The 23257-nt window shown below is 71.9% G+C and carries 17 protein-coding genes; 8 read left to right on the top strand and 9 right to left on the bottom strand.

Annotated features, from left to right (window positions below; all coding sequences use genetic code 11):
• Positions 1-25 precede the first annotated feature (25 nt).
• A complete protein-coding gene (locus tag ACIP67_RS39555) occupies positions 26-2941 on the bottom strand; it encodes a glycoside hydrolase family 48 protein (RefSeq protein WP_401698626.1) in 2916 nt (971 codons plus the stop codon).
• Positions 2942-3205: 264 nt separating this feature from the next.
• Here ACIP67_RS39555 and ACIP67_RS39550 point away from each other — a divergent pair, with 264 nt between their 5' ends.
• From ACIP67_RS39550 to ACIP67_RS39540, 3 genes are all read left to right on the top strand, one after another.
• On the top strand, positions 3206-4726 hold the full coding sequence (locus ACIP67_RS39550; RefSeq protein ID WP_401698623.1) for a cellulase family glycosylhydrolase: 1521 nt from the start codon (positions 3206-3208) through the stop codon (positions 4724-4726).
• 154 nt (positions 4727-4880) lie between these two features.
• The gene (locus ACIP67_RS39545) at positions 4881-6605 is read left to right on the top strand and encodes a glycoside hydrolase family 6 protein (protein WP_401698621.1); all 1725 of its coding nucleotides are present in this window, start codon (positions 4881-4883) and stop codon (positions 6603-6605) included.
• A 195-nt stretch (positions 6606-6800) separates the two neighbouring features.
• Complete coding sequence (locus ACIP67_RS39540; protein WP_401698619.1) at positions 6801-7772, top strand: class I SAM-dependent methyltransferase; 972 nt, start codon at positions 6801-6803, stop codon at positions 7770-7772.
• Between the two features lie 120 nt (positions 7773-7892).
• Here ACIP67_RS39540 and ACIP67_RS39535 read toward each other — a convergent pair whose 3' ends face one another.
• The 3 genes from ACIP67_RS39535 to ACIP67_RS39525 form a co-directional block, all read right to left on the bottom strand.
• Complete coding sequence (locus ACIP67_RS39535; protein WP_401698616.1) at positions 7893-8729, bottom strand: aldo/keto reductase; 837 nt, start codon at positions 8727-8729, stop codon at positions 7893-7895.
• 131 nt (positions 8730-8860) lie between these two features.
• Complete coding sequence (locus tag ACIP67_RS39530) at positions 8861-10687, bottom strand: AMP-dependent synthetase/ligase (RefSeq protein WP_401698613.1); 1827 nt, start codon at positions 10685-10687, stop codon at positions 8861-8863.
• 290 nt (positions 10688-10977) lie between these two features.
• The gene (locus ACIP67_RS39525; RefSeq protein WP_401698611.1) at positions 10978-11886 is read right to left on the bottom strand and encodes a LysR substrate-binding domain-containing protein; all 909 of its coding nucleotides are present in this window, start codon (positions 11884-11886) and stop codon (positions 10978-10980) included.
• A 144-nt stretch (positions 11887-12030) separates the two neighbouring features.
• On the opposite strand from ACIP67_RS39525, the gene ACIP67_RS39520 reads away from it, so the two are divergent.
• Together ACIP67_RS39520 and ACIP67_RS39515 are read left to right on the top strand one after the other, a co-directional pair.
• The gene (locus ACIP67_RS39520) at positions 12031-13086 is read left to right on the top strand and encodes a bile acid:sodium symporter family protein (RefSeq protein ID WP_401698608.1); all 1056 of its coding nucleotides are present in this window, start codon (positions 12031-12033) and stop codon (positions 13084-13086) included.
• A 226-nt stretch (positions 13087-13312) separates the two neighbouring features.
• Entirely contained in the window at positions 13313-13840 is a 528-nt protein-coding gene (locus ACIP67_RS39515; protein WP_401698606.1) for an isochorismatase family protein, read from the top strand.
• A 111-nt stretch (positions 13841-13951) separates the two neighbouring features.
• On the opposite strand, the gene fdhD is transcribed toward ACIP67_RS39515, so the two are convergent.
• The 5 genes from fdhD to ACIP67_RS39490 are packed head-to-tail and all read right to left on the bottom strand — an operon-like array spanning position 13952 to position 20380.
• The gene (gene fdhD, locus ACIP67_RS39510) at positions 13952-14800 is read right to left on the bottom strand and encodes a formate dehydrogenase accessory sulfurtransferase FdhD (protein WP_401698603.1); all 849 of its coding nucleotides are present in this window, start codon (positions 14798-14800) and stop codon (positions 13952-13954) included.
• 7 nt (positions 14801-14807) lie between these two features.
• A complete protein-coding gene (locus ACIP67_RS39505) occupies positions 14808-15668 on the bottom strand; it encodes a 2Fe-2S iron-sulfur cluster-binding protein (RefSeq protein ID WP_401698600.1) in 861 nt (286 codons plus the stop codon).
• Positions 15665-17482 (bottom strand): NADH-ubiquinone oxidoreductase-F iron-sulfur binding region domain-containing protein, encoded by a 1818-nt coding sequence (locus ACIP67_RS39500; RefSeq protein WP_401698598.1) that lies wholly within the window; start codon positions 17480-17482, stop codon positions 15665-15667. Before ACIP67_RS39500 ends, ACIP67_RS39505 begins: the two co-directional genes overlap by 4 nt.
• 4 nt (positions 17483-17486) lie before the next feature.
• Positions 17487-19412 (bottom strand): molybdopterin oxidoreductase family protein, encoded by a 1926-nt coding sequence (locus ACIP67_RS39495; RefSeq protein WP_401698596.1) that lies wholly within the window; start codon positions 19410-19412, stop codon positions 17487-17489.
• Complete coding sequence (locus ACIP67_RS39490; protein WP_401698593.1) at positions 19409-20380, bottom strand: 2-dehydropantoate 2-reductase; 972 nt, start codon at positions 20378-20380, stop codon at positions 19409-19411. Before ACIP67_RS39490 ends, ACIP67_RS39495 begins: the two co-directional genes overlap by 4 nt.
• Before the next feature lie 226 nt (positions 20381-20606).
• On the opposite strand from ACIP67_RS39490, the gene ACIP67_RS39485 reads away from it, so the two are divergent.
• The 3 genes from ACIP67_RS39485 (at position 20607) to ACIP67_RS39475 (ending at position 23241) form a co-directional block, all read left to right on the top strand.
• Positions 20607-21953 carry an OFA family MFS transporter gene (locus tag ACIP67_RS39485; RefSeq protein ID WP_401698591.1) on the top strand — a complete coding sequence of 449 codons (1347 nt, stop codon included), beginning with the start codon at positions 20607-20609 and terminating at the stop codon, positions 21951-21953.
• Positions 21913-22092, top strand: a complete 180-nt coding sequence (locus ACIP67_RS39480; RefSeq protein ID WP_401698589.1) for a hypothetical protein — start codon at positions 21913-21915, stop codon at positions 22090-22092. The genes ACIP67_RS39485 and ACIP67_RS39480 overlap by 41 nt, the downstream gene beginning before the upstream one ends.
• Positions 22093-22293: 201 nt before the next feature.
• Positions 22294-23241 carry a beta-ketoacyl-ACP synthase III gene (locus ACIP67_RS39475; RefSeq protein WP_401698587.1) on the top strand — a complete coding sequence of 316 codons (948 nt, stop codon included), beginning with the start codon at positions 22294-22296 and terminating at the stop codon, positions 23239-23241.
• The last annotated feature ends 16 nt before the right edge of the window (positions 23242-23257 follow it).

Raw genomic sequence — 23257 nt, 5'->3', positions numbered from 1 at the left:
CGGTACGCGAAGCCTTAGCGGGGGCTTATTCGAGGAGCTCCGCGTACGAGCCCATGGCCAGGGCGATGTCCGCCTGGGCCCAGAACCGGTGGTACGTGAACACGGGCGCGGCTCCGCCCGCGAGATAGCTCTCGATCGTCGACCAGTTCGGGTCGTCCTCGTAGAAGGACCTGATCGAGTCGAAGGTCGAGGAGGAGTTCACCGCGTCGCCGTTCGGCATGGTGCCGGTCCAGCCGCTCGGGACGTACACGGCGTCGTCGAAGCGGTTGTAGTCGGCGCGGGTCTCCGGGACGGCGATGCCCAGGCTGTCCTGGTGGTTGTCCCACATGCCGTCGAGGAGGGCCTTGGCCGTCGTCGCGGCCTCGGTGTCACCGGAGCGGTCGGCGTAGTACGTCAGGGTCTTGGCGTACGCGGCGGCCACACCGACGTCGTTGGTGTAGTCGGCGACGGTGACGTGCAGCCCGCTGTTGGCTCCCGGGCTGGCGGCGTTCCAGGTGTCGGGCTGGCCCGACCACTGGAGCGTGGAGGGGATCAGATAGGTGCCGTCCGGGTTCACGGTGGTCTCGGACAGCGCCCAGTCGACCCACTTGTCGAGGACCGTCTTGGCGTCCGCGTCGCCCGTCTGCTGGTAGTACTCGGCGACCCGCTCCATCGACCACGCCTGGAAGCCGAACCACTGGTTGGACGGCGGGTCGTGGTAGACGGGCTGCTGGTCGTAGTACATGCCGTAGAACGTCGACGTGCCGGCCGGCGGGGTCGCGTAGCGGCCCGCCCAGCTGTTGGTCGCGCCGCCCGCGATGGCGCCCTCGGACGACTGGAGCCAGCGGTAGAACTCCAGCTGCCGGTCCAGCGACTGGGCCCAGTCAGCCTGGCCCGTCGCCGACTTGGGCTTGAGGTCGGCGTAGCTGCTGAGCGCGTAGGCGGCCAGCGGGTTCTGGTAGCCGCCGTGGGTGTGGCTGGAGCCGATCCGCCAGGCCCATCCGGCGCTGGTGTCGGTGGCACCGCCCCAGGCGTAGTACCAGGACAGCAGGTAGTGCGAGGCGTCCTTGCCGGTGCCCGCGGGGCAGGCGGAGGTGCCGACGCAGTTGCCGACCTTCTTGAAGTACTTGTCGTACATCGCGTAGCGCAGGTAGTCGCCCATCTTGGCCGCCTTGGCGACGGTGGCCGAGACCTGGCTGCCCTGGCCCTGCTGGTCGGCCCAGACGTCCGCCCAGTACGCGGCCTGCACGGCCCGGGCGTCGGCGTCCGGCGCGTTGGTGAACTTCCACTGCTTGGCGTAGGAGGCGTCACCGGTGAACAGGTCCAGGTACCCGTTCGTCCCGCCGTACGTGAAGTTGTCGCAGGTCGGCTGGGGCACCGTCTCCCACACCGACTCCTGCGCGCCGCGCTGGAAGGTGTTGATGTAGGAGGGACCGGTGTCGGAGGGACCGGCCTCGCACTTGCCGGGCGAGTTGCCGTAGCCGTAGACGTTGTCGACGTCCTGGAGCCAGTGCATGCCGTAGACGTCGTCCGTGCCGTACGCGGTCTCCAGCTCGGCGGCGATCGGGTCCGTGCCCACCGCCACCGTCCCGTCCAGCTGCGCCGGGTACTCCTGCGGCGTGTCCAGTTCCGGTGCGTAGGTCGCCGGCTTGGACGCGTTGTAGAAGGAGTTCGTCGGCTGGTCGGCGTGGGTGGGGATCATGTACTTCTCCATGATCTCCCAGGCGCCGTTGAACCGGGTCCAGTCGCCCGTGACCTTGCCGTACATGGCCTGGAGCCACAGCAGGTAGCTGTAGGCCTCCGACGTGGTCTCGTGACCGTGGTCCGGGGCCTCGACGATCAGCGTCTCCACCGAGTGGTAGGGGATGCCCTCGGGGGAGAAGTAGCCGTTCGCCGGGTCGGTGATCTTGCCGTAGAGCTCCAGGAAGCGGGCGTCGTACTCCTGCGACGCGGCGATCTGGGTGACGGTGACCGAGGCCTTCGCGTGTCCGGTGGCCGTCGACTCGAAGGTCGCCGAACCGGTGCCGGAGGCGTTGCCGGTGATGGTGACCGTCTGGGCGGTGCTCCAGTTCGACGGGGTGAAGGTGAGGCTCGCACCGCCGGTGACGGTCAGGCCCGTGTTGCCGCTCGTCCGGGCGGTCGTCACGGTCACGTTCGCCGACGGCTGCGTCGACAGCTTCACCGCGTACGACCCCGTCGCGCCCTGCTGGACGGCGAGCTGGGTGGCCGAGGCGACCACGGCCGGTCCCGAGGCGACCGTGATGCCGACCGGCGCGGAGGACGCGGACGCGCCCAGACTGTCGTACGCCTTCGCCAGCAGGGAATGACTGCCCACGGTCAAACCAGAGGCGGAGAGCGAGAACGGCGCGCTGGTGTCGGTGCCGAGCAGGGCCGTGTCGTCGTAGAACTCGACCTTGGTGACGGTCGCGCCGTCGGCGGCCGCGGCGGTGGCCGCGAGCGGCACCGCGTCGCCCTGGGTGTAGACGGCGCCGGCCGCCGGGCTGGTCAGCACGGTGACGGGGGGCTGATGGGCGCCGGTGCACACGGTGCCGTTGACGGAGAAGCTCGTGGGGGCGGCGTTGGTGCCGCTGTAGGTGAACTGCGCGCCCGCGGTGACCGCCGCGCCGGCGGCGACCGTCCCGTTGTACGAGGCGTTGTTCACGGTGATCTGCTGACCGGACTGCGACCAGGTGCCGTTCCAGCCGTTGGTCAGCTTCTGGTTGCCCGTGTAGGCGTACGTCAGGGTCCAGCCGCTGATCGGGTCCGTGCCCCGGTTGGTGAGGGTCAGTTCGGCGGTGAAGCCGGAACCCCAGTCGTTGGTCTTGTAGTCCACGCTGCACTGGAGCGCCGCCGCCTGGGCGGGGGTCGTGCCGGTGGTCAGCATGGCCACGGGAAGCGTGAGGGCCGCCACGACGGCGGTCCACAGGCGCCGCGCCGCGCGGCGTCTGCGTGAGGGATCCATGGTGCTGGTTCCTCCTTGCGGCTCGGAGAAGGGGGAGGAGCAACAAGCCTTGAACCAGTGGGAGCGCTCCCATAGTGGAGAGGGGGTGGAGTGCGGTCAAGGTGCTTGAAGAGTCGAAAAGATTCGACGGAAGGAAGTTGAGGGAAAGTCAGCGGGTCCCTTGTTCTTTGCCGACCCTTGGCGCTAGCTTCATTGACACCAGTGGGAGCGATTCCATCAGTCGGCGCGTCCGTCACGACGTGCCCGAGCTGCAAGGAGTCGCTCATGCGACACCCCCCGCGTTCAGTACTTTTAGCCGTCACCGGCACGGTCGCCCTGAGCCTGGGCGCCACCCTGCCGGTCGTGACGGCACAGGGAGCCACGCCCGCGTGCACGGTGGAGTACTCCGTCACCGGCCAGTGGGACGCCGGCTTCCAGGGGGCCGTGACCATCACGAACAACGCGGCCGCCGTGAGCGGTTGGAGCCTCGGCTTCGACTTCGCCAACGGCCAGACGCTCACGCAGGGCTGGAACGCCAAGTGGTCCCAGTCCGGCACGACCGTCACCGCGGTGAACGAGAGCTACAACGGCACGCTCGGCACCGGCGCGAGCGTCAGCGCCGGTTTCCTGGCCACCAGGTCGGGGACCAACGCCGTACCGACCGCGTTCCGCCTCAACGGCACCACCTGCAACGTCGACACCGACCCCACACCCACCTCCACCTCCACGACCACGTCCACCCCGACCCCGACTGCTCCCCCCACCCCGACCGATCCGCCGGACACCGGTGACGAGCCGCCCGTGCTGCGCGTCTCCGGGAACCAGCTCGTGGACGCCGACGGCACCCCCCGTCGTCTGCTCGGCGTCAACCGTTCCGGCGGCGAGTTCATGTGCGTGCAGGGCCGCGGCATCTTCGACGGCCCCGTCGACGACGCCGCCGTCCAGGCGATCGCCGACTGGAACGCCAACACCGTCCGCATTCCCCTGAACGAGGAGTGCTGGCTGGGCCTGTCCACCATCCAGACCGAGTACGGCGGGGCGCGCTACATCGCCGCCGTCGAGGACCTGGTGGCCCGCGTCGAGGCGCACGGCATGACACCGGTGCTCGAACTGCACTGGTCCTGGGGCCAGTACACGGGCAACTCGGCCGGCTGCTCCGACGTGCACGCCTCCTGCCAGAAGCCGATGCCGAACATGCAGTACACACCGGCGTTCTGGACCTCGGTGGCCGACACCTTCGAGGACGATCCGGCGGTGGTGTTCGACCTGTTCAACGAGCCCTACCCGGACCGCGCGACCGCCACGACCGCCGAGGCGTGGCAGTGCTGGCGGGACGGCGGCACCTGCTCCGGCATCGGGTACGAGGTCGCCGGCATGCAGGACCTCGTCGACGCCGTACGGTCCACCGGCGCCACGAACCTGATCCTCGCCGGAGGACTCGCCTACTCCAACGACCTCAGCCAGTGGCCGGCCCACCGGCCCACCGATCCGGCGGGCAACCTCGCCGCCGCCTGGCACGTGTACAACTTCAACTCCTGTGCCAGTGAGAGCTGCTGGAACTCCACGCTCGCCCCGGTCGCCGCCCAGGTTCCGCTGGTGGCGGGGGAGATCGGGGAGAACACCTGCTCACACGGTTTCGTCGACCAGGTCATGCAGTGGTTCGACGACCGCGACCTGTCGTACCTGGGCTGGACCTGGAACACCTGGGACTGCTCCTCGGGTCCGTCCCTGATCTCCGACTACGACGGGACGCCCACGGCGTACGGCATCGGGCTGCGCGACCATCTGCGCGCCCTGAACGGATGACACACCCGTACGGCACGCCGTCCGCACCGCACGCCATCCGCACCTCCGCACCGCACGCACACCCGCAGATCCGTACGTCCGCACTCCTGCACGCATCCGCACACCTGCATATCCGCACCGCACGAGATCCGCAACGAGAGGGAAACCCGCACTCATGAGCCGCAGCAGAACAGCGATACTCGCCGCGCTGGCGCTGGTCGCCGGTGCCTCCGGGACGGCACTCGCGGTCGTCCCCGGAGACGTCGGCATCGCCGCCGTCCCCTGCTCCGTCGCCTACCAGGTGCAGAACGACTGGGGCAGCGGATTCACCGCCAACGTCACCGTCACCAACAACTCCACCGCGAAGTCCAGCTGGTCGGTGAACTGGTCGTACGCCGGCAACCAGAAGATCACCAACGGCTGGAACGCCAAGATCACCCAGTCCGGGACGGCCGTCACCGCCGCCAACGAGAGCTACAACGGCGCCCTGGCGACCGGCGGGTCGGTCAGCTTCGGCTTCCAGGGCACCTACAGCGGCACCAACGCCGTCCCGACCACCTTCACCCTCGACGGCGTGACCTGCAACGTCGACGACGGCGGCACCGACCCCACCGATCCCACGGACCCGACCGACCCGACCGACCCCTCCGACCGGGTCGACAACCCCTACACCGGCGCCAAGGTGTACGTGAACCCCGAGTGGTCCGCGAAGGCCGCCGCCGAGACCGGCGGCAGCCGCATCTCCAACCAGCCCACGGGCGTGTGGCTCGACCGGATCGCCGCCATCGAGGGCGTGAACGGCGGCATGGGCCTGCGGGACCACCTCGACGCGGCCCTGGAGCAGCAGGGCTCCGACGAGGAGGTCGTCCAGCTGGTGATCTACGACCTGCCCGGCCGTGACTGCGCCGCCCTGGCCTCCAACGGCGAGCTGGGACCGACGGAGATCGACCGCTACAAGAGCGAGTTCATCGACCCGATCGCGGAGATCCTCGCCGACCCGGCGTACGCCTCGCTGCGGATCGTCACCACCATCGAGATCGACTCGCTGCCCAACCTCGTCACCAACACCGGCAGCCGGGCGACCGCGACCGCGGCCTGCGACACCATGCTGGCCAACGGCAACTACGTGAAGGGCGTCGGCTACGCGCTGAGCCAGCTCGGCGCGATCCCCAACGTCTACAACTACATCGACGCCGGTCACCACGGCTGGCTCGGCTGGGACGACAACTTCGCGCCGTCCGCCCAGCTCTTCTACCAGGCCGCCAACGCCGAGGGCGCCACCCCCGCCGACGTCCACGGCTTCATCACCAACACGGCGAACTACAGCGCCCTGAAGGAGAACAACTTCACCATCAACGACACCGTCAACGGCACGTCGGTGCGCCAGTCGAAGTGGGTCGACTGGAACCGCTACGTCGACGAGCTGTCGTACGCGCAGGCCTTCCGCAACCAACTGGTGACGGCCGGCTTCGACTCCGGCATCGGCATGCTGATCGACACCTCCCGCAACGGCTGGGGCGGCACCGCCCGGCCCGCCGGCCCGGGCGCCACGACCACCGTCGACACCTACGTCGACGGCGGCCGCTACGACCGCCGCATCCACATCGGCAACTGGTGCAACCAGTCCGGGGCCGGCCTCGGTGAACGGCCGCAGGCGGCACCGGCGACCGGGATCGACGCCTACGTCTGGATGAAGCCGCCGGGCGAGTCCGACGGCTCCAGCACGGCGATCGAGAACGACGAGGGCAAGGGCTTCGACCGCATGTGCGACCCGACGTACACGGGCAACGCCCGCAACGGCAACAACCTGTCGGGCTCCCTGGCGGGCGCCCCGCTCTCCGGCCACTGGTTCTCCGCGCAGTTCCAGCAGCTGATGCAGAACGCCTACCCGCCGCTGTAGCGGCCGGGTGACACCGGGGCGGAGCTCTCGCCGGAACCGTCGCTGACGGTCCGGTGGGGGCTCCGCCCGCTTCCCCTCCCGCCGCGCCCCGGTTTGCCGCCCGGCCTCTACTTTTTGCCGTCTCGGCAACAGAGGTGGCCTCCGCCCGGTGCGTCGGCGCACGCTGTCGGCACACCGGAGGAGAGGCTGACCACCATGGCGCACCAGCAGCACGGCCACCACGGCCACCACGGCCACCAGGGCGACGACGCCCACGGCCCGGACCACCCGGACCGGCCGCACGGCGGGCCCGGACACCACCACGGTCACGGCCAGGACACCGACATCGACTGGGCCGAGATGGCCGGGCACCTGGAAGCACAGGCCGAACTCTTCACGCCCCTGTACGAGCGGGCCCTGTCCTGGCTGGGCAAGGAGGTGACCGAGCCGGGACTGATCGTCGACGTGGGCAGCGGCCCCGGTGTCGTCTCCTGTCTGTTCGCCGAGACGTTCCCCGGCGCGCGGGTGCTGGCCGTCGACGGTTCGGCGCCGCTCCTGGAGCGGGCCCGGGCGCGGGCCGCCCGGCTCGGCCACGGGGACCGGTTCGACACCCTGGCCGGTGACCTCCCCGGCGTCCTCGCCGAGCTGGACTACCCGGCCGACCTGCTGTGGGCCGGGCGCAGCCTGCACCACCTCGGCGACCAGCGCGCCGCCCTCGCCGCGTTCGCCGAGCGGCTCGCGCCCGGCGGCACACTGGCGATCATGGAGGGCGGTCTGCCGTCCCGTTTCCTCCCCCGAGACCTGGGCATCGGCCGCCCCGGCCTGGAGGCGCGGCTCGACGCGCTGGAGGCGGAGTGGTTCGCCCGGATGCGGGCCGACCTGCCCGGATCCGTCGCGGAGACCGAGGACTGGGCGGCCCTGCTGGGCGCCGCGGGGCTGAAGCAGGCCCGCTCCCGCACCTTCCTGCTCGACCTGCCCGCCCCGGCCTCCGACCGGGCCCGCGCCTACATCGCCGCCTCCCTCGGCCGGCTGCGCGACGGCTTCGGCGAGGTGCTCGACGCCGACGACCGCGCCGTCCTGGACCGGCTGCTCGACCCGGCCGACCCCGCGGGCCTGCACCGCAGGCCGGACGTGTTCGTCCTGGCGGCCCACACCGTGCACACGGCGGTCAAGCCGGTCCAGGGGTGACGCGGCCGGTCCGGGGGGTGCGCGGGACGCACCCCCCGGACGGGAGGCCGAGGGTCCCCTCGGGCCGGAGTGGACTCGGGCCGGAGGGGACCCGTCGGGCCCTGGTGGAGCGGTGAACCGTCAGGCCGCGTTGAACTCGGCCGGGTCCGGGCCGATGCGCCGGTCCTCGTTCAGCGCGCTGATCGCCGCCAGGTCCTCGGTGTCCAGGCTGAAGTCGAAGACCTCGATGTTCTCCTTGATCCGGGACGGGGTCACGGACTTGGGGATCACGACGTTGCCGAGCTGGAGGTGCCAGCGCAGCACGACCTGGGCCGGGGTGCGGTCGTGCTTCTGCGCGATGGCGACGATCGCCGGGACCTCCAGCAGGCCCTTGCCCTGGCCGAGCGGCGACCAGGCCTCGGTGGCGATGCCCTGCTCCGCGTGGAACTCCCGCGCCGCGTGCTGCTGGAGGTGCGGGTGGAGCTCGATCTGGTTGACGGCCGGGATGACCGACGTCTCGCCGATCAGCCGCTCCAGGTGCTCGGGGAGGAAGTTGGAGACGCCGATGGCCCGGACGCGGCCGTCCGAGAGGAGCTTCTCGAACGCCTTGTAGGTGTCGACGTACGTCCCCCGGGCCGGCAGCGGCCAGTGGATCAGGTACAGGTCGACGTAGTCCAGGCCCAGCTTCGCCAGGGACGTGTCGAACGCGCGGAGCGTCGCGTCGTAGCCCTGGTCGCTGTTCCAGAGCTTGGTGGTGAGGAAGATGTCCTCGCGGGGCACGCCGGAGGAGGTGATCGCCTTGCCGGTGCCCTCTTCGTTGCCGTAGATCGCCGCTGTGTCGATGCTGCGGTACCCGGCCTCCAGGGCGGTGGTGACCGCCTGCTCCGCCTCGTCGTCCGGCACCTGCCAGACGCCGAACCCCAGCTGGGGCATCTCGACGCCGTTGTTGAGGGTGATCGGGGGGACCTTGCTGCTCACGAGCTCTCGATCCTTCGGTTGTCCGTCAAATGTTCCTCCCATCGTCAACGATCACGAGGCGGGATGCATTCCTGCCCCCCGAATTCGTCGCCGTGGCGCGTGGCGTCCCGCTTACCCGCGCCCGCGTGGCCTCATGTGCGGTACAGGGCGTCGACCTCGGCGGCGTAGGTGTGTTCGATGGCCCTGCGCTTCAGCTTCAGGGACGGGGTGAGCAGGCCGTGCTCCTCGGTGAAGGGCTGCGCGAGGATGCGGAAGGTACGGATCGACTCCGCCTGGGAGACCTGGGTGTTGGCGGCGACCACGGCGCGGCGCACCTCCGTCTCCAGGTCGCGGTCGCGCACCAGCTCGGCGGGCTTCATCCGCGGTTTGCGGTGCATGTGGAGCCAGTGCTCGACGGCCTCCTGGTCGAGGGTGACCAGGGCGGCGACGAACGGCCGGTCGTTGCCGACGACGATGCACTGGTTGACCAGCGGATGGTCGCGGACGCGTTCCTCCAGCAGCCCCGGCGAGACGCTCTTGCCGCCGGAGGTGACGAGGATCTCCTTCTTGCGGCCGGTGATGGTGAGGTAGCCGTCCTCGTCGAGGGCACCGAGGTCGCCGGTGGCCAGCCAGCCGTCGTGCAGGGCCTCGTCGGTGGCCTTGGGGTTGTTGAGGTAGCCCTGGAAGACGTTGTCGCCGCGCAGCCAGATCTCCCCGTCGTCCGCGATGTGCACGGTCGTGCCGGGGATGGCCCGGCCGACGGTGCCGTAGCGGGTGCGGCCGGGCGGGTTCGCGGTCGCGGCCGCCGTGGACTCGGTCAGGCCGTAGCCCTCGTAGATCTGCACGCCCGCGCCGGCGAAGAACAGCCCCATCCGGCGGTCCATGGCCGAGCCGCCCGACATGGCGTGCCGGACCCGGCCGCCCATCGCCGCGCGCACCTTGGAGTAGACGACCTTGTCGAAGAACTGGTGCTGCATCCGCAGCCCCGCCGACGGTCCGGGCCCGGTGCCCCAGGCCTTCGCCTCCACGGCCTCCGCGTAGTCCACCGCCACGTCCACGGCCTTCCCGAACGGGCCCGCTCTGCCCTCCCGCTCGGCCTTGCGGCGGGCCGCGTTGAACACCTTCTCGAAGATGTACGGCACGGCCAGGAAGAACGTCGGCCGGAACGCGGCCAGGTCGGGCAGCAGGGCGGCCGCGTGCAGCTGGGGCTGGTGGCCGAAGCGGACCTTGCCGCGGATGGCGGCGATCTGCACCATCCGCCCGAAGACGTGCGCGAGCGGCAGGAACAGCAGGGTCGCCGCCTCGTCGCCCTTCCTGGAGTGGAACACCGGCTCCCAGCGCTCGATGACGGTGTCCGCCTCGAACATGAAGTTGCCGTGCGAGACGACACAGCCCTTGGGCCGGCCGGTCGTGCCGGAGGTGTAGATGACGGTGGCGACCGAGTCGGGGGTGACCGCCTCCCGGTGCCGGTGCACCACGTCGTCCTCGATGGCGGCGCCCGCGTCGTACAGCTCCTGCACGCAGCCGGAGTCCAGCTGCCACAGGCGCCGCAGGCCGGGCAGCCGGTCGATGACGGTGGCGATGGTCATCGCGTGGTCCTCGTGCTCGACGACCGCGGCCGTGACCTCCGCGTCGTGCAGCATCCAGAAGCACTGTTCGGCCGAGGAGGTCGGGTAGACGGGAACGACCTGGGCGCCGACGGTCCACAGCGCGAAGTCGAAGAGGGTCCACTCGTAGCGGGTACGGGACATGATCGCGACGCGGTCGCCGAACCGGATGCCCTGGGAGAGCAGGCCCTTGGCGAGGGCGAGGACCTCGTCGCGGAACTCCGCCGCGGTCACGTCGCGCCACTCGCCCCGTTCGTCCTTGCGGCCGAGCGCGATGTGCCGGGGGTCGTCCTGGGCGTGCCGGAAGACCACGTCGGCCAGTCCGCCCACCGGCGGTGCCGACGCCGTCGCAGGAGTGGTGAACTCGCGCAAATCCCGCACCCCGCTTCCCATGGCCGCACAGCGCCGTGAAAGCTACCCCACGCCCGGTCGGGGCGGGAGGGGGGCGGACGGCGAGCGCTGCTCTCGTCCGCGCTGGTCAGTGCAGGAAAATGGGCTCACATACGGAAGGGTCGGACAGAAAACTGACCGTTGAGTAAGGTTCGGGGCCGTAATCTCCACCGAATCTGCCCGACCCGGTCACCGGGCCCGACACCCCTCCCGGAAGGGCCCGCGCCGAGCGCGTCCCCTCTTCCCGAACAGCGCAGGAACACCCGATTCCGTTACGGCGGCCCGGACCGGCCCGGTGGGGCGGCGCGCGGGCCCGGACCCCGCCGGTGCAGCCGGTCGCCGCCCGCCAGGACCGCCGCCGCCAGGGCGTCCGCCGCGCCCTGCGCGGACGTCCGGCGTCGGCCGTGCACCAGGACGAAGTCCACCCGGCCGAGCTCCGGCAGCCCCGACCGGTCGGGAACCCGGACCAGACCGGGCGGGATCAGCCCCCGCGTGTGCGCCATCACCCCGAGGCCCGCCCGCGCCGCCGCGACCAGACCGTTGAGGCTGCCGCTCGTGCACGCGATCCGCCACGCCCGCCCCTGCCGCTCCAGCGCCTCCAGCGCGCGGGCCCGGGTGATGCCCGGCGGCGGGTACACGATGAGCGGCACCGGGCGGTCGGCGTCCAGCCGCAGCCGCTCCGCGCCGATCCACACCAGCTCGTCGGTCCGGACCAGCTCCCCGCGCGGGTCCTCGGGCAGCCGCTTGGCCAGCACCAGGTCCAGCTTCCCGGCCGCCAGCTGTTCGTGCAGCGTGCCGGACAGCTCCACCGTCAGCTCCAGGTCGACCTCGGGGTGGTCGTACCGGAAGCCCTCGAGGATCTCCGGCAGCCGCGTCAGCACGAAGTCCTCGGAGGCGCCGAACCGCAGCCGGCCGCGCAGCCGCGTGCCGGTGAAGAACGCCGTGGCCTGCTCGTGCACCTCCAGGATCCGGCGCGCGAAGCCGAGCATCGCCTCGCCGTCCTCCGTCAGCTCCACCGAGTGCGTGTCCCGGGTGAACAGCGTCCGGCCCGTCGCGGCCTCCAGGCGCCGCACGTGCTGACTGACCGTGGACTGGCGCAGCCCGAGCCGCCGCGCGGCCTGCGTGAAGCTCAGGGTCTGCGCGACCGCCAGGAAGGTGCGCAGGTGGGAGGGGTCGTACACGCCGACCACCGTACCCGCTCATCGTGACACGCGATAACAGTCAGAGCGGTATGACGGATTCCCGATCACGAGGGAGAGGAGCACGATGGAGGGGGGCCCTCCGGGCCGCCGCACCGATGACAGCGACCGAGCAAGTGGAGCACCGTGAAACGCCTGAGATGGCCGAGCTGGATGCCGATCGACCCGTACATCCTGCTGCTGCTCGGGACGGTGGGTCTCGCCGCGCTCCTGCCCGCCCGCGGCACCGGCGCCGACGTGGCCTCCGGCGCCTCCACGGCCGCCATCGCCTTCCTCTTCTTCCTCTACGGCGCCCGTCTGTCCACCCGGGAGGCGCTGGACGGGCTGAAGCACTGGCGGCTGCACGTCACCGTCCTCGCCTGCACCTTCGTGGTCTTCCCGCTGCTCGGGCTGGCCGCCCGCGGCCTCGTCCCGGTGTTCCTCACCGAGCCGCTCTACCAGGGACTGCTCTTCCTCACCCTCGTCCCCTCGACCATCCAGTCGTCCATCGCCTTCACCTCCATCGCCCGCGGCAACGTGCCCGCCGCGATCTGCGCGGGCTCCTTCTCCTCCCTCGTCGGCATCGTCGTCACCCCGCTGCTCGCGGCCGCGCTGCTCGGCAGCACCGCCGGCGGCTTCGCCGCGGACTCGCTCGCCGAGATCGTGCTGCAACTCCTCGTCCCGTTCGTCTCCGGACAGCTCCTGCGGCGCTGGATCGGCCCCTTCGTCGCCCGGCACAAGAAGGTCCTCGGCTACGTCGACCGCGGCTCGATCCTCCTCGTCGTCTACACCGCGTTCAGCGAGGGCGTGGTCCAGGGCATCTGGCACCAGGTCCGCCCCGTCCGGCTCGCCGGACTGCTGGTCGTCGAGACCGTCCTGCTCGCCGTCATGCTGGCGTTGACCTGGTACGGGTCCAAGGCGCTGCGCTTCGGCCGGGAGGACCGCATCGCGATCCAGTTCGCCGGCTCCAAGAAGTCCCTCGCCTCCGGGCTGCCCATGGCGAGCGTCCTGTTCGGCGCGCACGCCTCCCTGGCGGTGCTGCCGCTGATGCTCTTCCACCAGATGCAGCTCATGGTCTGCGCGGTGATCGCCAAACGCCGCTCGCACGACCCGGCCCCGGACCCGAACCCGGAGTCCGGCTCCGCCCCGCCCGCGGGCACCGCGCCCCGCCCCGCGGTCGACGCGGGCCCCCGTCGCGGCTGAACGGAGCCTCGGCGGCCGCCGGGCCCGGCCCGTACGGTCACCCCACCCCGGCGACCGTGGGCAGCCGACGGGAGCACACCGACCAGGGGCGCGGGGAACTGCGCGACCAGCCCCCACCGACCCGCACCCGCGACACGACCGACAAGCCCCCCAGGCGGGGCGCCGTTCACGGACCCGTCGGGCGCGATTTCCCGTACGGACGGCTGACGGCGGATAACGTTCCGTCATGACCGCACCCCTCGCGCTCGACCCCACGCGCACCGCGCTCGTCCTCGTCGATCTGATGGACCGGATCGTCGCGCTGCCCCTGGAGCCCCGCAAGGGCACCGACGTGCTGGACGCCGCCGGGGAACTGGCGGACGCGTTCCGGGCGGCCGGCGCCCTCGTCGTCCTCGTCCGCGTCGAGCGCCCCGGCGTCGCCGACCAGCCGCCCGGCAGCGACCTGGTGCACGGGCTGCTGCGCGACGGCGACGTGGAGGTCGTCAAACGGAGCGTCGGAGGCTTCCAGGGCACGGGCCTGGACGACCGGCTGCGCCGGCACGGCGTCAAGACCCTGGTGTTCGGCGGCATCGCCACCAACCTCGGTGTCGAGTCCACCGCCCGCGCCGCCGCCGACCTCGGCTACGGCCTGGTCTTCGTAGAGGACGCGATGGCCGCGCTCACCGGTGCCGAGCACGAGGCGTCGGTACGGCTGGACTTCCCCCGGCTGGGCACGGTCGTGCGGGCCGCCGAGGTGCGGTTCACGGCCCGCTGAGGGCGCCGCCGACCGGGACCCGGCGGGGGCCGGGGCCGAGACGGGGCCCCTGCGGCGCAGGGGGCGCTCCCCGCCGGCCGGGGCCCCGCCGCCGTGCCGCGGGCAGCCGCCTCAGCCCCGTGCGGCCGCGGTCCGCAGGGCGATGCGGTCCTCACCCGCGTACACGTTCATGGAACTGCCCCGCAGGAAGCCCACCAGCGTCAGCCCGGTCTCCGCGGCCAGGTCCACCGCCAGCGAGGAGGGCGCCGAGACCGCCGCCAGCACCGGGATGCCCGCCATCACCGCCTTCTGCGCCAGTTCGAAGGAGGCCCGCCCCGACACCAGCAGGATCGTCCGGGACAGCGGCAGCCCGCCGTCGCGCAGGGCGCGCCCGACCAGCTTGTCGACCGCGTTGTGCCGGCCGACGTCCTCCCGGACGTCCAGCACCTCGCCGTCCTCGGAGAACAGGGCCGCCGCGTGCAGCCCCCCGGTCCGGTCGAAGACCCGCTGGGCGGCGCGCAGCCGGTCGGGGAGCTCCGCCAGCAGCTCCGGCGTGACCCGGACCGGGGGAGTGTCGGCGATGGGCCAGCGCGCCGTCGTCCGGACCGCGTCCAGGCTCGCCTTGCCGCACAGGCCGCAGGAGGACGTGGTGTAGACGTTCCGTTCGAGGGTGATGTCGGGGAGCGTGACGCCGGGAGCGGTCCGCACGTCGACGACGTTGTAGGTGTTCGACCCGTCCGCCGTCGCCCCGGCGCAGTAGACGATGTTCAGGAGGTCGTCCGCGCAGGCCAGGACGCCCTCGCTGACCAGGAATCCGGCGGCGAGGGCGAAGTCGTCACCGGGGGTGCGCATGGTGATGGCGAGCGGTTTGCCGTTCAGCCGGATCTCCAGCGGCTCCTCGGCGACGAGCGTGTCCGGCCGGCTGGAGACCGCCCCGTCGCGGATGCGCAGCACCTTGCGTCGTTCGGTGACTCGTCCCATGTCGTGATCAGCCCCGGTTCTGTACGTGCTGGTAGCCGAAGCGGCCCTTGATGCAGAGATTGCCGTGGGTCACCGGGTTGTCGTGCGGTGAGGTGACCTTCACGATCTCATTGTCCTGCACATGGAGCGTGAGGTTGCAGCCCACTCCGCAGTAGGCGCACACGGTGGTCGTCCTGGTCTGTGCTGATTCGTCCCATGTGCCCGCCGCCCGTCGGTCGAACTCCGACTTGAACGACAGCGCCCCCGTCGGGCAGACCTCGACGCAGTTCCCGCAGTAGACACACGCCGAGTCGGTCAGCGGCGCGTCGTGCTCGACGGCGATCCGGGCGTCGAAGCCGCGCCCCGCGACGGAGATCGCGAAGGTGTTCTGCCACTGGTCACCGCAGGCGTCGACGCACTTGTAGCAGAGGATGCACTTGTCGTAGTCGCGGACGTAGAGGTCGTTGTCGATGCGGGGCTCCTCGTTCAGCCGGGCCGCGTCCGGACCGAACCGGTCCGGCTTCGCCTCGTACTCCTTCACCCATTCCGCAACCATTGGTGTCGTGGACAGATCGACCGACGAGGCGAGGAGTTCGAGGACGATCCTGCGGCTGTGCCGCACGCGTTCGGTGCCGGTGCGGACCTCCATGCCGGGCTCCGCCCTGCGGGAGCACGCCGGCACCAGCGTGCGCGCGCCCGCCACCTCCACGACGCAGACGCGGCAGGCGTTCTTCGGCGTGAGCGTGTCCCCGTGGCAGAGGGTCGGCACGTCCTTCCCGGCCGCCCGGCACGCGTCGAGGATCGTCGCGCCCTCGGGCGCGCGCACCGGCTCGCCGTCGAGGGTGAACTCCAGCAGCCGGCGCGGGATCCCCAGTGGTGTCACGGTCATTCGTACGCCCCCAAGCGGTCGATGGCGGATTCCACGGCGTTCCACGCGGTCTGGCCCAGACCGCAGATCGAGGCGTCCCGCATCGCCCGGCCCACCTCCCGCAGCAGGGCGATGTCGTCGGCGGCGGCCGCGCCCGTGCGCTCCACGATCCGGTGCAGCGCCTCCTCCTGGCGGACGGTCCCCACCCGGCACGGCACGCACTGCCCGCACGACTCGTCCCGGAAGAACTCCGCGATGCGCAGCAGCAGCCGGGGGAGCGGGACGGTGTCGTCGAAGGCCATCACCACCCCCGAGCCGAGCGTCGTGCCCGCCTCCCGCGTGCCCTCGAACGTGAGCGGGATGTTCGTCTCGTCGGGCCGTACGAAGCCGCCGGCCGCCCCGCCGAGCAGCACCGCCCGCAGCCCGTCGCGGACTTCGGCCCGCGCCAGCAGCTCGCCCAGCGTCGCGCCGAACGGCAGCTCGTACACGCCCGGCCGCCGCACGCTGCCCGACACGCAGAACAGCTTGGGGCCGGTGGACCCTCCCGTGCCGACCGCCGCGTACGCCGGCGCGCCCATGGTCAGCACCGGCAGGACGTTGACCAGCGTCTCCACGTTGTTGGCCACCGTCGGCTTGCCGAACAGGCCCTTCTCCACCGGGAACGGCGGCTTGGAGCGCGGCTCGCCCCGGTGGCCCTCGAGGGAGTTGAACAGGGCCGTCTCCTCGCCGCAGACGTAGGCGCCCGCGCCGCGGCGGATCTCGATGTCGAAGGCGTAGCCCTGGCCGAGGACGTCGTCGCCGAGCAGTCCCCGCTCCCGCGCCCGGTCGACGGCGTGCCCCATGCGCGCGATCGCCCGCGGGTACTCGCCGCGCACGTACAGGTAGCCCCGGTGCGCGCCGACCGCGTACCCGGCGATCGTCATCGCCTCGACGAGCGCGTACGGATCGCCCTCCATCAGCACCCGGTCCTTGAAGGTGCCCGGCTCGGACTCGTCGGCGTTGCACACCACGTAGTGCGGGTGGTCCGGCTGGGACGCGGTGGCCTGCCACTTGCGGCCGGTGGGGAAGGCGGCGCCCCCGCGTCCCACCAGCCCCGAGTCGGTGACCTCCCGGATGACGCCGGCGGGACCGAGCGCGAAGGCGCGGCGCAGCGCCGCGTACCCGCCGTGGGCGCGGTAGTCGTCGAGGGAGGCGGGGTCCACCACGCCGACGCGGCGCAGCAGCACCAGCCCCTCCTCACCGGCCTGCGGGACCGCCGCCCGCGCGGGCGGCTCCTCGGGCGCGGAGTCCGGCGCGGTCGCGGCGAGCACGGCCTCCCGCACGGTCGCCGGTGCCGACACCGCCGTACGCGCCGGGTCGCCCGCCCGGATCGCGAGGGCGGCCGGGGCGCGTTCGCACAGGCCGAGGCAGGGGCTGCGCTCGACGTGGACGCCCGGACCGGCGGCGGCCTCCACCCCGGTGCACAGATCCTGCGCGCCGGCGGCCGTGCAGGCGAGGTCCGTGCACACGTGCAGGACCGTCGCGGGGCGGGGCCGGACGGAGAACATGGCGTAGAAGGTGGCGACGCCGTACGCCTGCGCGGGCGGCACGGTCAGGCGGCGGCAGAGGTAGGCGAGGGCGCCCTCGCTGATCCAGCCGACCCGGTCGTTGATCGCGTGCAGCCCCGGCAGCAGCAGGTCGCGGCGGTCACGGGCCTCCCGCCCGCCGCGCGCCCACCGCAGGTCCGCGTCGGAGCGGTCCGCGCCCTCCCACGACGAGTCGGGAGGGCCCAGCAGGGCGTCGACGGCCGCCCGTTCGTCGTCGGTCGGCTTGCTGTCGCCGAAGTGCAGGTCCACCGCGTCACCTCACACCGTTCGGGGCCGGGAGCTTCTCGATCCGGATCGCCGACGCCTTGAACTCCGCCGTCCCCGCGATCGGGCAGTTCGCCTCGATCGTCAGCCGGTTGGTGTCCACCTCGTCCGGGAAGTGCATGGTCATGAAGGCCAGCCCGGGCCGCAGCGCGGTGTCGACCCACACCGGCGCCACCACGGATCCGCGCCGGGACGTCACCCGCACCCGTTCGCCGACCGCGACGCCGAAGCGCTCCGCGTCCTCCGGGCACAGCTCGACGGACTCGCCGCGCCGCAGCGGGGAGGCGTAACCCCCGCTCTGTACCCCGGTGTTGTAGGAGTCCAGCCGCCTGCCGGTGGTGAGCCGGACCGGGTACTCCTCGTCCGTCAGGTCGACCGGCGGATCGTGCTGGACGAGCCCGAACGGCGCGCGCCTGCCCCGCCGTCCGGGATCGGTCTCCCACAACCGCCCGTGCAGATAGGTCGGTTCGAGCCGCTCGGTGCTCGGGCACGGCCACTGGATGCCCTGGTGCTCCTCCAGCCGCTCGTACGTCATGCCGTAGTGGTCCGGCGACACCGACCGCAGCTCGTTCCAGACGGTCTCGGCGTCGGCGTACTTCCAGTCGTGGCCGAGCCGGGCCGCCAGGTCGCAGAGGATGTCGATGTCCTCGCGCGCCTCGCCGGGGGGCGTCACGGCGCGGCGCACGCGCTGCACCCGCCGCTCGCTGTTGGTGGTCGTGCCCTCGGTCTCCGCCCAGCCCGCGGTGGCGGGCAGCACGACGTCCGCCAGCTCGGCCGTCCTGGTGAGGAAGATGTCCTGCACGACGAGGAAGTCGAGGGCGTTCAGCCGCCGTACGGCCTGCTCGCTGTCGGCCTCCGACTGCGCCGGGTTCTCGCCGATGCAGTAGACGGCCTTCAGCGAGCCCTCCTCCATCGCCTCGAACATCTCCGTCAGGTTCATTCCGTAGTGCGGCTCGATGACGGTGTCCCAGGCCGTCTCGAACCTCAGCCGGGCGTCGGGGTCGAGGATGTCCTGGAAGCCGGGCAGGCGGTTGGGGATGGCGCCCATGTCGCCGCCGCCCTGCACGTTGTTCTGGCCGCGCAGCGGCTGGAGTCCCGAGCCGAGGCGCCCCACGTGCCCGGTGAGCAGGGAGAGGTTGATCAGCGCGCGGACGTTGTCGGTGCCGTTGTGGTGCTCGGTGATGCCGAGGGTCCAGCACAGCTGGGCCCGCTCGGCCCGGGCGTAGGCGTGCGCCAGCTCCCGGATCGCGGCGGCCGGGACGCCCGTCACCTTCGAGGCGAGCGACAGGGTCCACGGCTCGACCAGCGCCCGGTACTCCTCGAAGCCGCTGGTCGCCCGCTCGATGAACGTCCGGTTCGCCAGACCGGCGTGGATGATCTCGCGGCCGATCGCGTGGGCCATCGGGATGTCGGTGCCGACGTCGAGCCCGAGCCAGCTCTCCGCCCACTCGGCGGTGGACGTCCGCCGCGGGTCGACCGCGTACATCCGGGCGCCGCCCCGGATGCCCCTCAGCACGTGCTGGAAGAAGATCGGGTGCGCGAACCGGGCGTTGGAGCCCCACATCACGATGACGTCCGTGTGCTCGATCTCCTCGTACGACGACGTCCCCCCGCCGGAGCCGAACGCGGCCGACAGACCGGCGACGCTCGGCGCGTGACACGTCCGGTTGCAGGAGTCGACGTTGTGGGTGCCCATGACGACCCGGGCGAACTTCTGCGCCACGTAGTTCATCTCGTTGGTGGCGCGGGCGCAGGAGAACATGCCGAACGCGCCGCGCGCGGCGGCCAGGCCGCGCGCCGTGCGGTCCAGCGCCTCCTCCCAGCTCGCCTGCCGGAAGGGCGCGTCGCGGGAGTCGCGCACCAGGGGGTGGGTGAGCCGGGTGTAGGTCTTCGGTGTCCGGTCGCGTTTCCTCATGCGGCGCTCCTCAGCGCGAGCAGGTCCGAGATGGCGTGCACGGTGCGCAGGGTGGGCACCTCCACGCCGGTGATCCCCGCCAACTCGACGACCGCCGCGAGGAGGACGTCCAGTTCGAGCGGTTTGCCGCGCTCCAGGTCCTGGAGCGTGGAGGTGCGGTGGTCGCCGACGCGCTCCGCGCCCGCGAGCCGGCGCTCGATGGAGACGCCCACCTCGCAGCCGAGGGCCTCGGCGACGGTGAGCGTCTCGCGCATCATCGTCTCGATGACCCGGCGGGTGCCGCCGTGCAGGCACATCTGCCGCATGGTCGCGCGGGCGAGCGCGCTGATCGGGTTGAAGGAGATGTTGCCGAGCAGTTTGAGCCAGATGTCGTTGCGCAGGTCGGGCTCCACCGGGCACTTCAGCCCGCCCGCCGTCATGGCCCCGCTGAACTCCAGACAGCGCGTCGAGACGCTGCGGTCGGGCTCGCCGACCGAGAACCGGGTGCCCTCCAAGTGCCGTACGACGCCGGGAGCTTCGAGTTCGGTGGCCGCGTAGACCACGCAGCCGACGGCCCGTTCGGGCGCGAGCACCGCGCTGACCGCTCCGCCGGGGTCCACGCTCTCGACGCGGTGGCCGTCGTGGGGGCCGCCGTGCCGGTGGAAGTACCACCAGGGGATGCCGTTCTGGGCGGCGACCACCGCGGTGGTGCCGTGCAGCAGGGGCTCGATCAGCGGCCCGCACGCCGCGTACGAGTGGGCCTTGAGGCCCAGGAGGACGAAGTCGGCCGGGCCGATCTCGGTGGGGTCGTCGGTGGCGTGGGCGCGGGCGGTGAAGTCGCCCCGCTCGCTGAGCACCCGCACCCCGTGCCGCCTCATGGCCGCGAGATGCGGTCCACGGGCGACGAGGTGCACGTCGGCGCCGGCGCGATGGAGCGCGGCACCGACGTAGGCGCCGATCGCACCGGCGCCGAGGACTGCGACTTTCATGACGGTGGAGCTCCGTTCGGTCGAGGGTACCGAGGAACTGCCGAACGCTGTCGACTGAATATTGTCTACAGTATGGTGGTGGGGGCGGCAAGGGTCGGCGCAGCACCTGGGGAAAGCTTGGAAACCGGCCGGTCCGACCGTTCGGCGCACCCCGGGTACCGCTCACCGCACCCGTTCGACGCGCCGCCTTCTCAACGGCCGGAATCCTTCCTACCGTTCCGGACTCATGAGTCCCCCCGTCGCACCGCCCGGCTGGAGCCGCTGGCTCGTCCCCCCGGCCGCGCTCTCGGTCCACCTCTCCATCGGGCAGGCCTACGCCTGGTCCGTCTTCAAGCCACCGCTGGAGTCCGCGCTCGGCCTCACCGGCACCCAGAGCGCGCTGCCCTTCCAGCTCGCCATCGTCATGCTCGGCCTGTCCGCCGCGTTCGGCGGCACCCTCGTCGAACGCAACGGCCCGCGCTGGGCGATGACCGTCGCCCTGGTCTGCTTCTCGTCCGGCTTCCTGATCTCCGCGCTCGGCGCCGCCACCGAGCAGTACTGGCTGATCGTCCTCGGCTACGGCTTCGTCGGCGGCATCGGCCTGGGCATCGGCTACATCTCGCCCGTCTCCACCCTGATCAAGTGGTTCCCGGACCGGCCCGGCATGGCCACCGGCATCGCCATCATGGGCTTCGGCGGCGGCGCGCTCATCGCCTCGCCCTGGTCGGCGCAGATGCTGGAGTCGTTCGGCGCCGACCCTTCCGGGATCGCGCTCGCCTTCCTCGTCCACGGGCTGGCGTACGCGGTCTTCATGACCCTGGGCGTGCTGCTGGTGCGCGTCCCGCGGGCCGCCGAGCCGGCCGCCGGCGCCGGGACGGGCGCCCCGCGAGGCGTGCAGGTCTCGGCCCGCAGCGCCGTGCGCACCCCCCAGTTCTGGTGCCTGTGGGTCGTGCTCTGCATGAACGTGACCGCCGGCATCGGCATCCTGGAGAAGGCCGCCCCGATGATCACGGACTTCTTCGCCGACACCTCCACCCCCGTCTCCGTGACGGCCGCGGCCGGCTTCGTCGCCCTGCTGTCGGCGGCCAACATGGCGGGCCGCATCGGCTGGTCGTCCAGCTCCGACCTGATCGGACGCAAGAACGTCTACCGCGTGTACCTGGGCGTCGGCGCCCTGATGTACGCCCTGATCGCCCTGTTCGGGGACTCCTCCAAGCCCCTGTTCGTCCTGTGCGCGCTGGTGATCCTCTCCTTCTACGGCGGCGGCTTCGCCACGATCCCCGCCTACCTCAAGGACCTGTTCGGCACCTACCAGGTCGGCGCGATCCACGGGCGGCTGCTCACCGCCTGGTCCACGGCGGGCGTCCTCGGCCCGCTGATCGTGAACTGGATCGCCGACCGGCAGGAGGAGGCCGGCCGGCACGGCGCGTCCCTCTACACCCTGTCCCTGTTCATCATGATCGGGCTGCTCGCCGTCGGCTTCGTCGCCAACGAACTCGTCCGGCCCGTCCACGCCCGCCACCACCACGTCCCCGCCCCGAGAGAGGCAGCCGATGCCGCCCCAGCCCAGCCCCAGCAGCCCGAGTCCGCCTGACCTCCCCGAATCCGGACCCCGCCCGGGCGCAGGGACCCACCTGCCCCTCGTCGTCTTCGTGTGGCTGTGGGTGGGGGCGCCCCTCGCCTACGGCCTCTACGAGCTCGTACGCAAGGCGACGCAGCTGTTCACCGGGTAGGCGGGTGCTCACCGGGTAGGCGGGCGCCGGGTGGCGGCCGACCGTCGCCCGTTCGGGGGATGGACTGATCGGGTGTCCTACGGTTAGAGGGAAGCCGACAACCCGGACGCCCGTTTCCTGTCGCTTCACGCGCCCTCGTACCCGTGAGTCACTGATCAGACTGGTGCATCCCGCTACCCGAGGCACCGAGGGGATCACCCAATGACTGGCTCGCGCATCGCCGCCGTCGGCCACTACCAGCCCGCGAGGATCCTCACCAACGAGGACCTGGCGGGCCTGGTCGACACCAGTGACGAGTGGATCAGGAGCCGGGTGGGCATCCGCACGCGCCACATCGCCGGCCCCGACGAGCCCGTGGACGAGCTCGCCGCGCACGCCGCCGCCAAGGCGCTCGCCACCGCCGGGCTCACGCCCGCCGACATCGACCTGGTGCTGGTCGCGACCTCCACCGCCGTCGACCGCTCGCCCAACATGGCCGCCCGGGTCGCCGCCCGCCTGGGCGTGCCGAGCCCGGCCGCCATGGACGTCAACGTCGTGTGCGCCGGGTTCACCCATGCGCTGGCCACCGCCGACCACACCGTACGGGCGGGTGCCGCGAGCCGGGCGCTGGTCATCGGCGCCGACAAGATGTCCGAGGTCACCGACTGGACCGACCGCACCACCTGCGTCCTCGTCGGCGACGGGGCCGGCGCCGCCGTGGTCGAGGCCTGTCCGGCCGGCGCCGAGCCCGGCATCGCCCCCGTGCTGTGGGGATCGGTGCCCGAGATGGGACACGCGGTGCGCATCGAGGGGCAGCCCGCCCGGTTCGCCCAGGAGGGGCAGAGCGTCTACCGCTGGGCCACCACCCGGCTGCCCCCGCTCGCCCGCGAGGCGTGCGAGCGCGCCGGACTCACCCCGGCGGACCTCGCCGCCGTGGTCCTGCACCAGGCGAACCTGCGCATCATCGAACCCCTCGCCGCGAAGATCGGCGCCGTGAACGCCGTCGTCGCCCGGGACGTCACCGACTCCGGCAACACCTCCGCCGCCAGCATCCCCCTCGCCTTCTCCAAGCTGGTCGAGCAGGGCGCGATCTCCACCGGCGACCCCGTGCTGCTCTTCGGCTTCGGCGGGAACCTGTCCTACGCCGGGCAGGTCGTGCGCTGCCCGTGAGAGCGGGGGCCGCACC

This window comes from Streptomyces sp. NPDC088812, from assembly GCF_044750285.1.
Lineage (GTDB): Bacteria > Actinomycetota > Actinomycetes > Streptomycetales > Streptomycetaceae > Streptomyces.
This window is presented reverse-complemented; position numbering and strand designations above follow the sequence as displayed.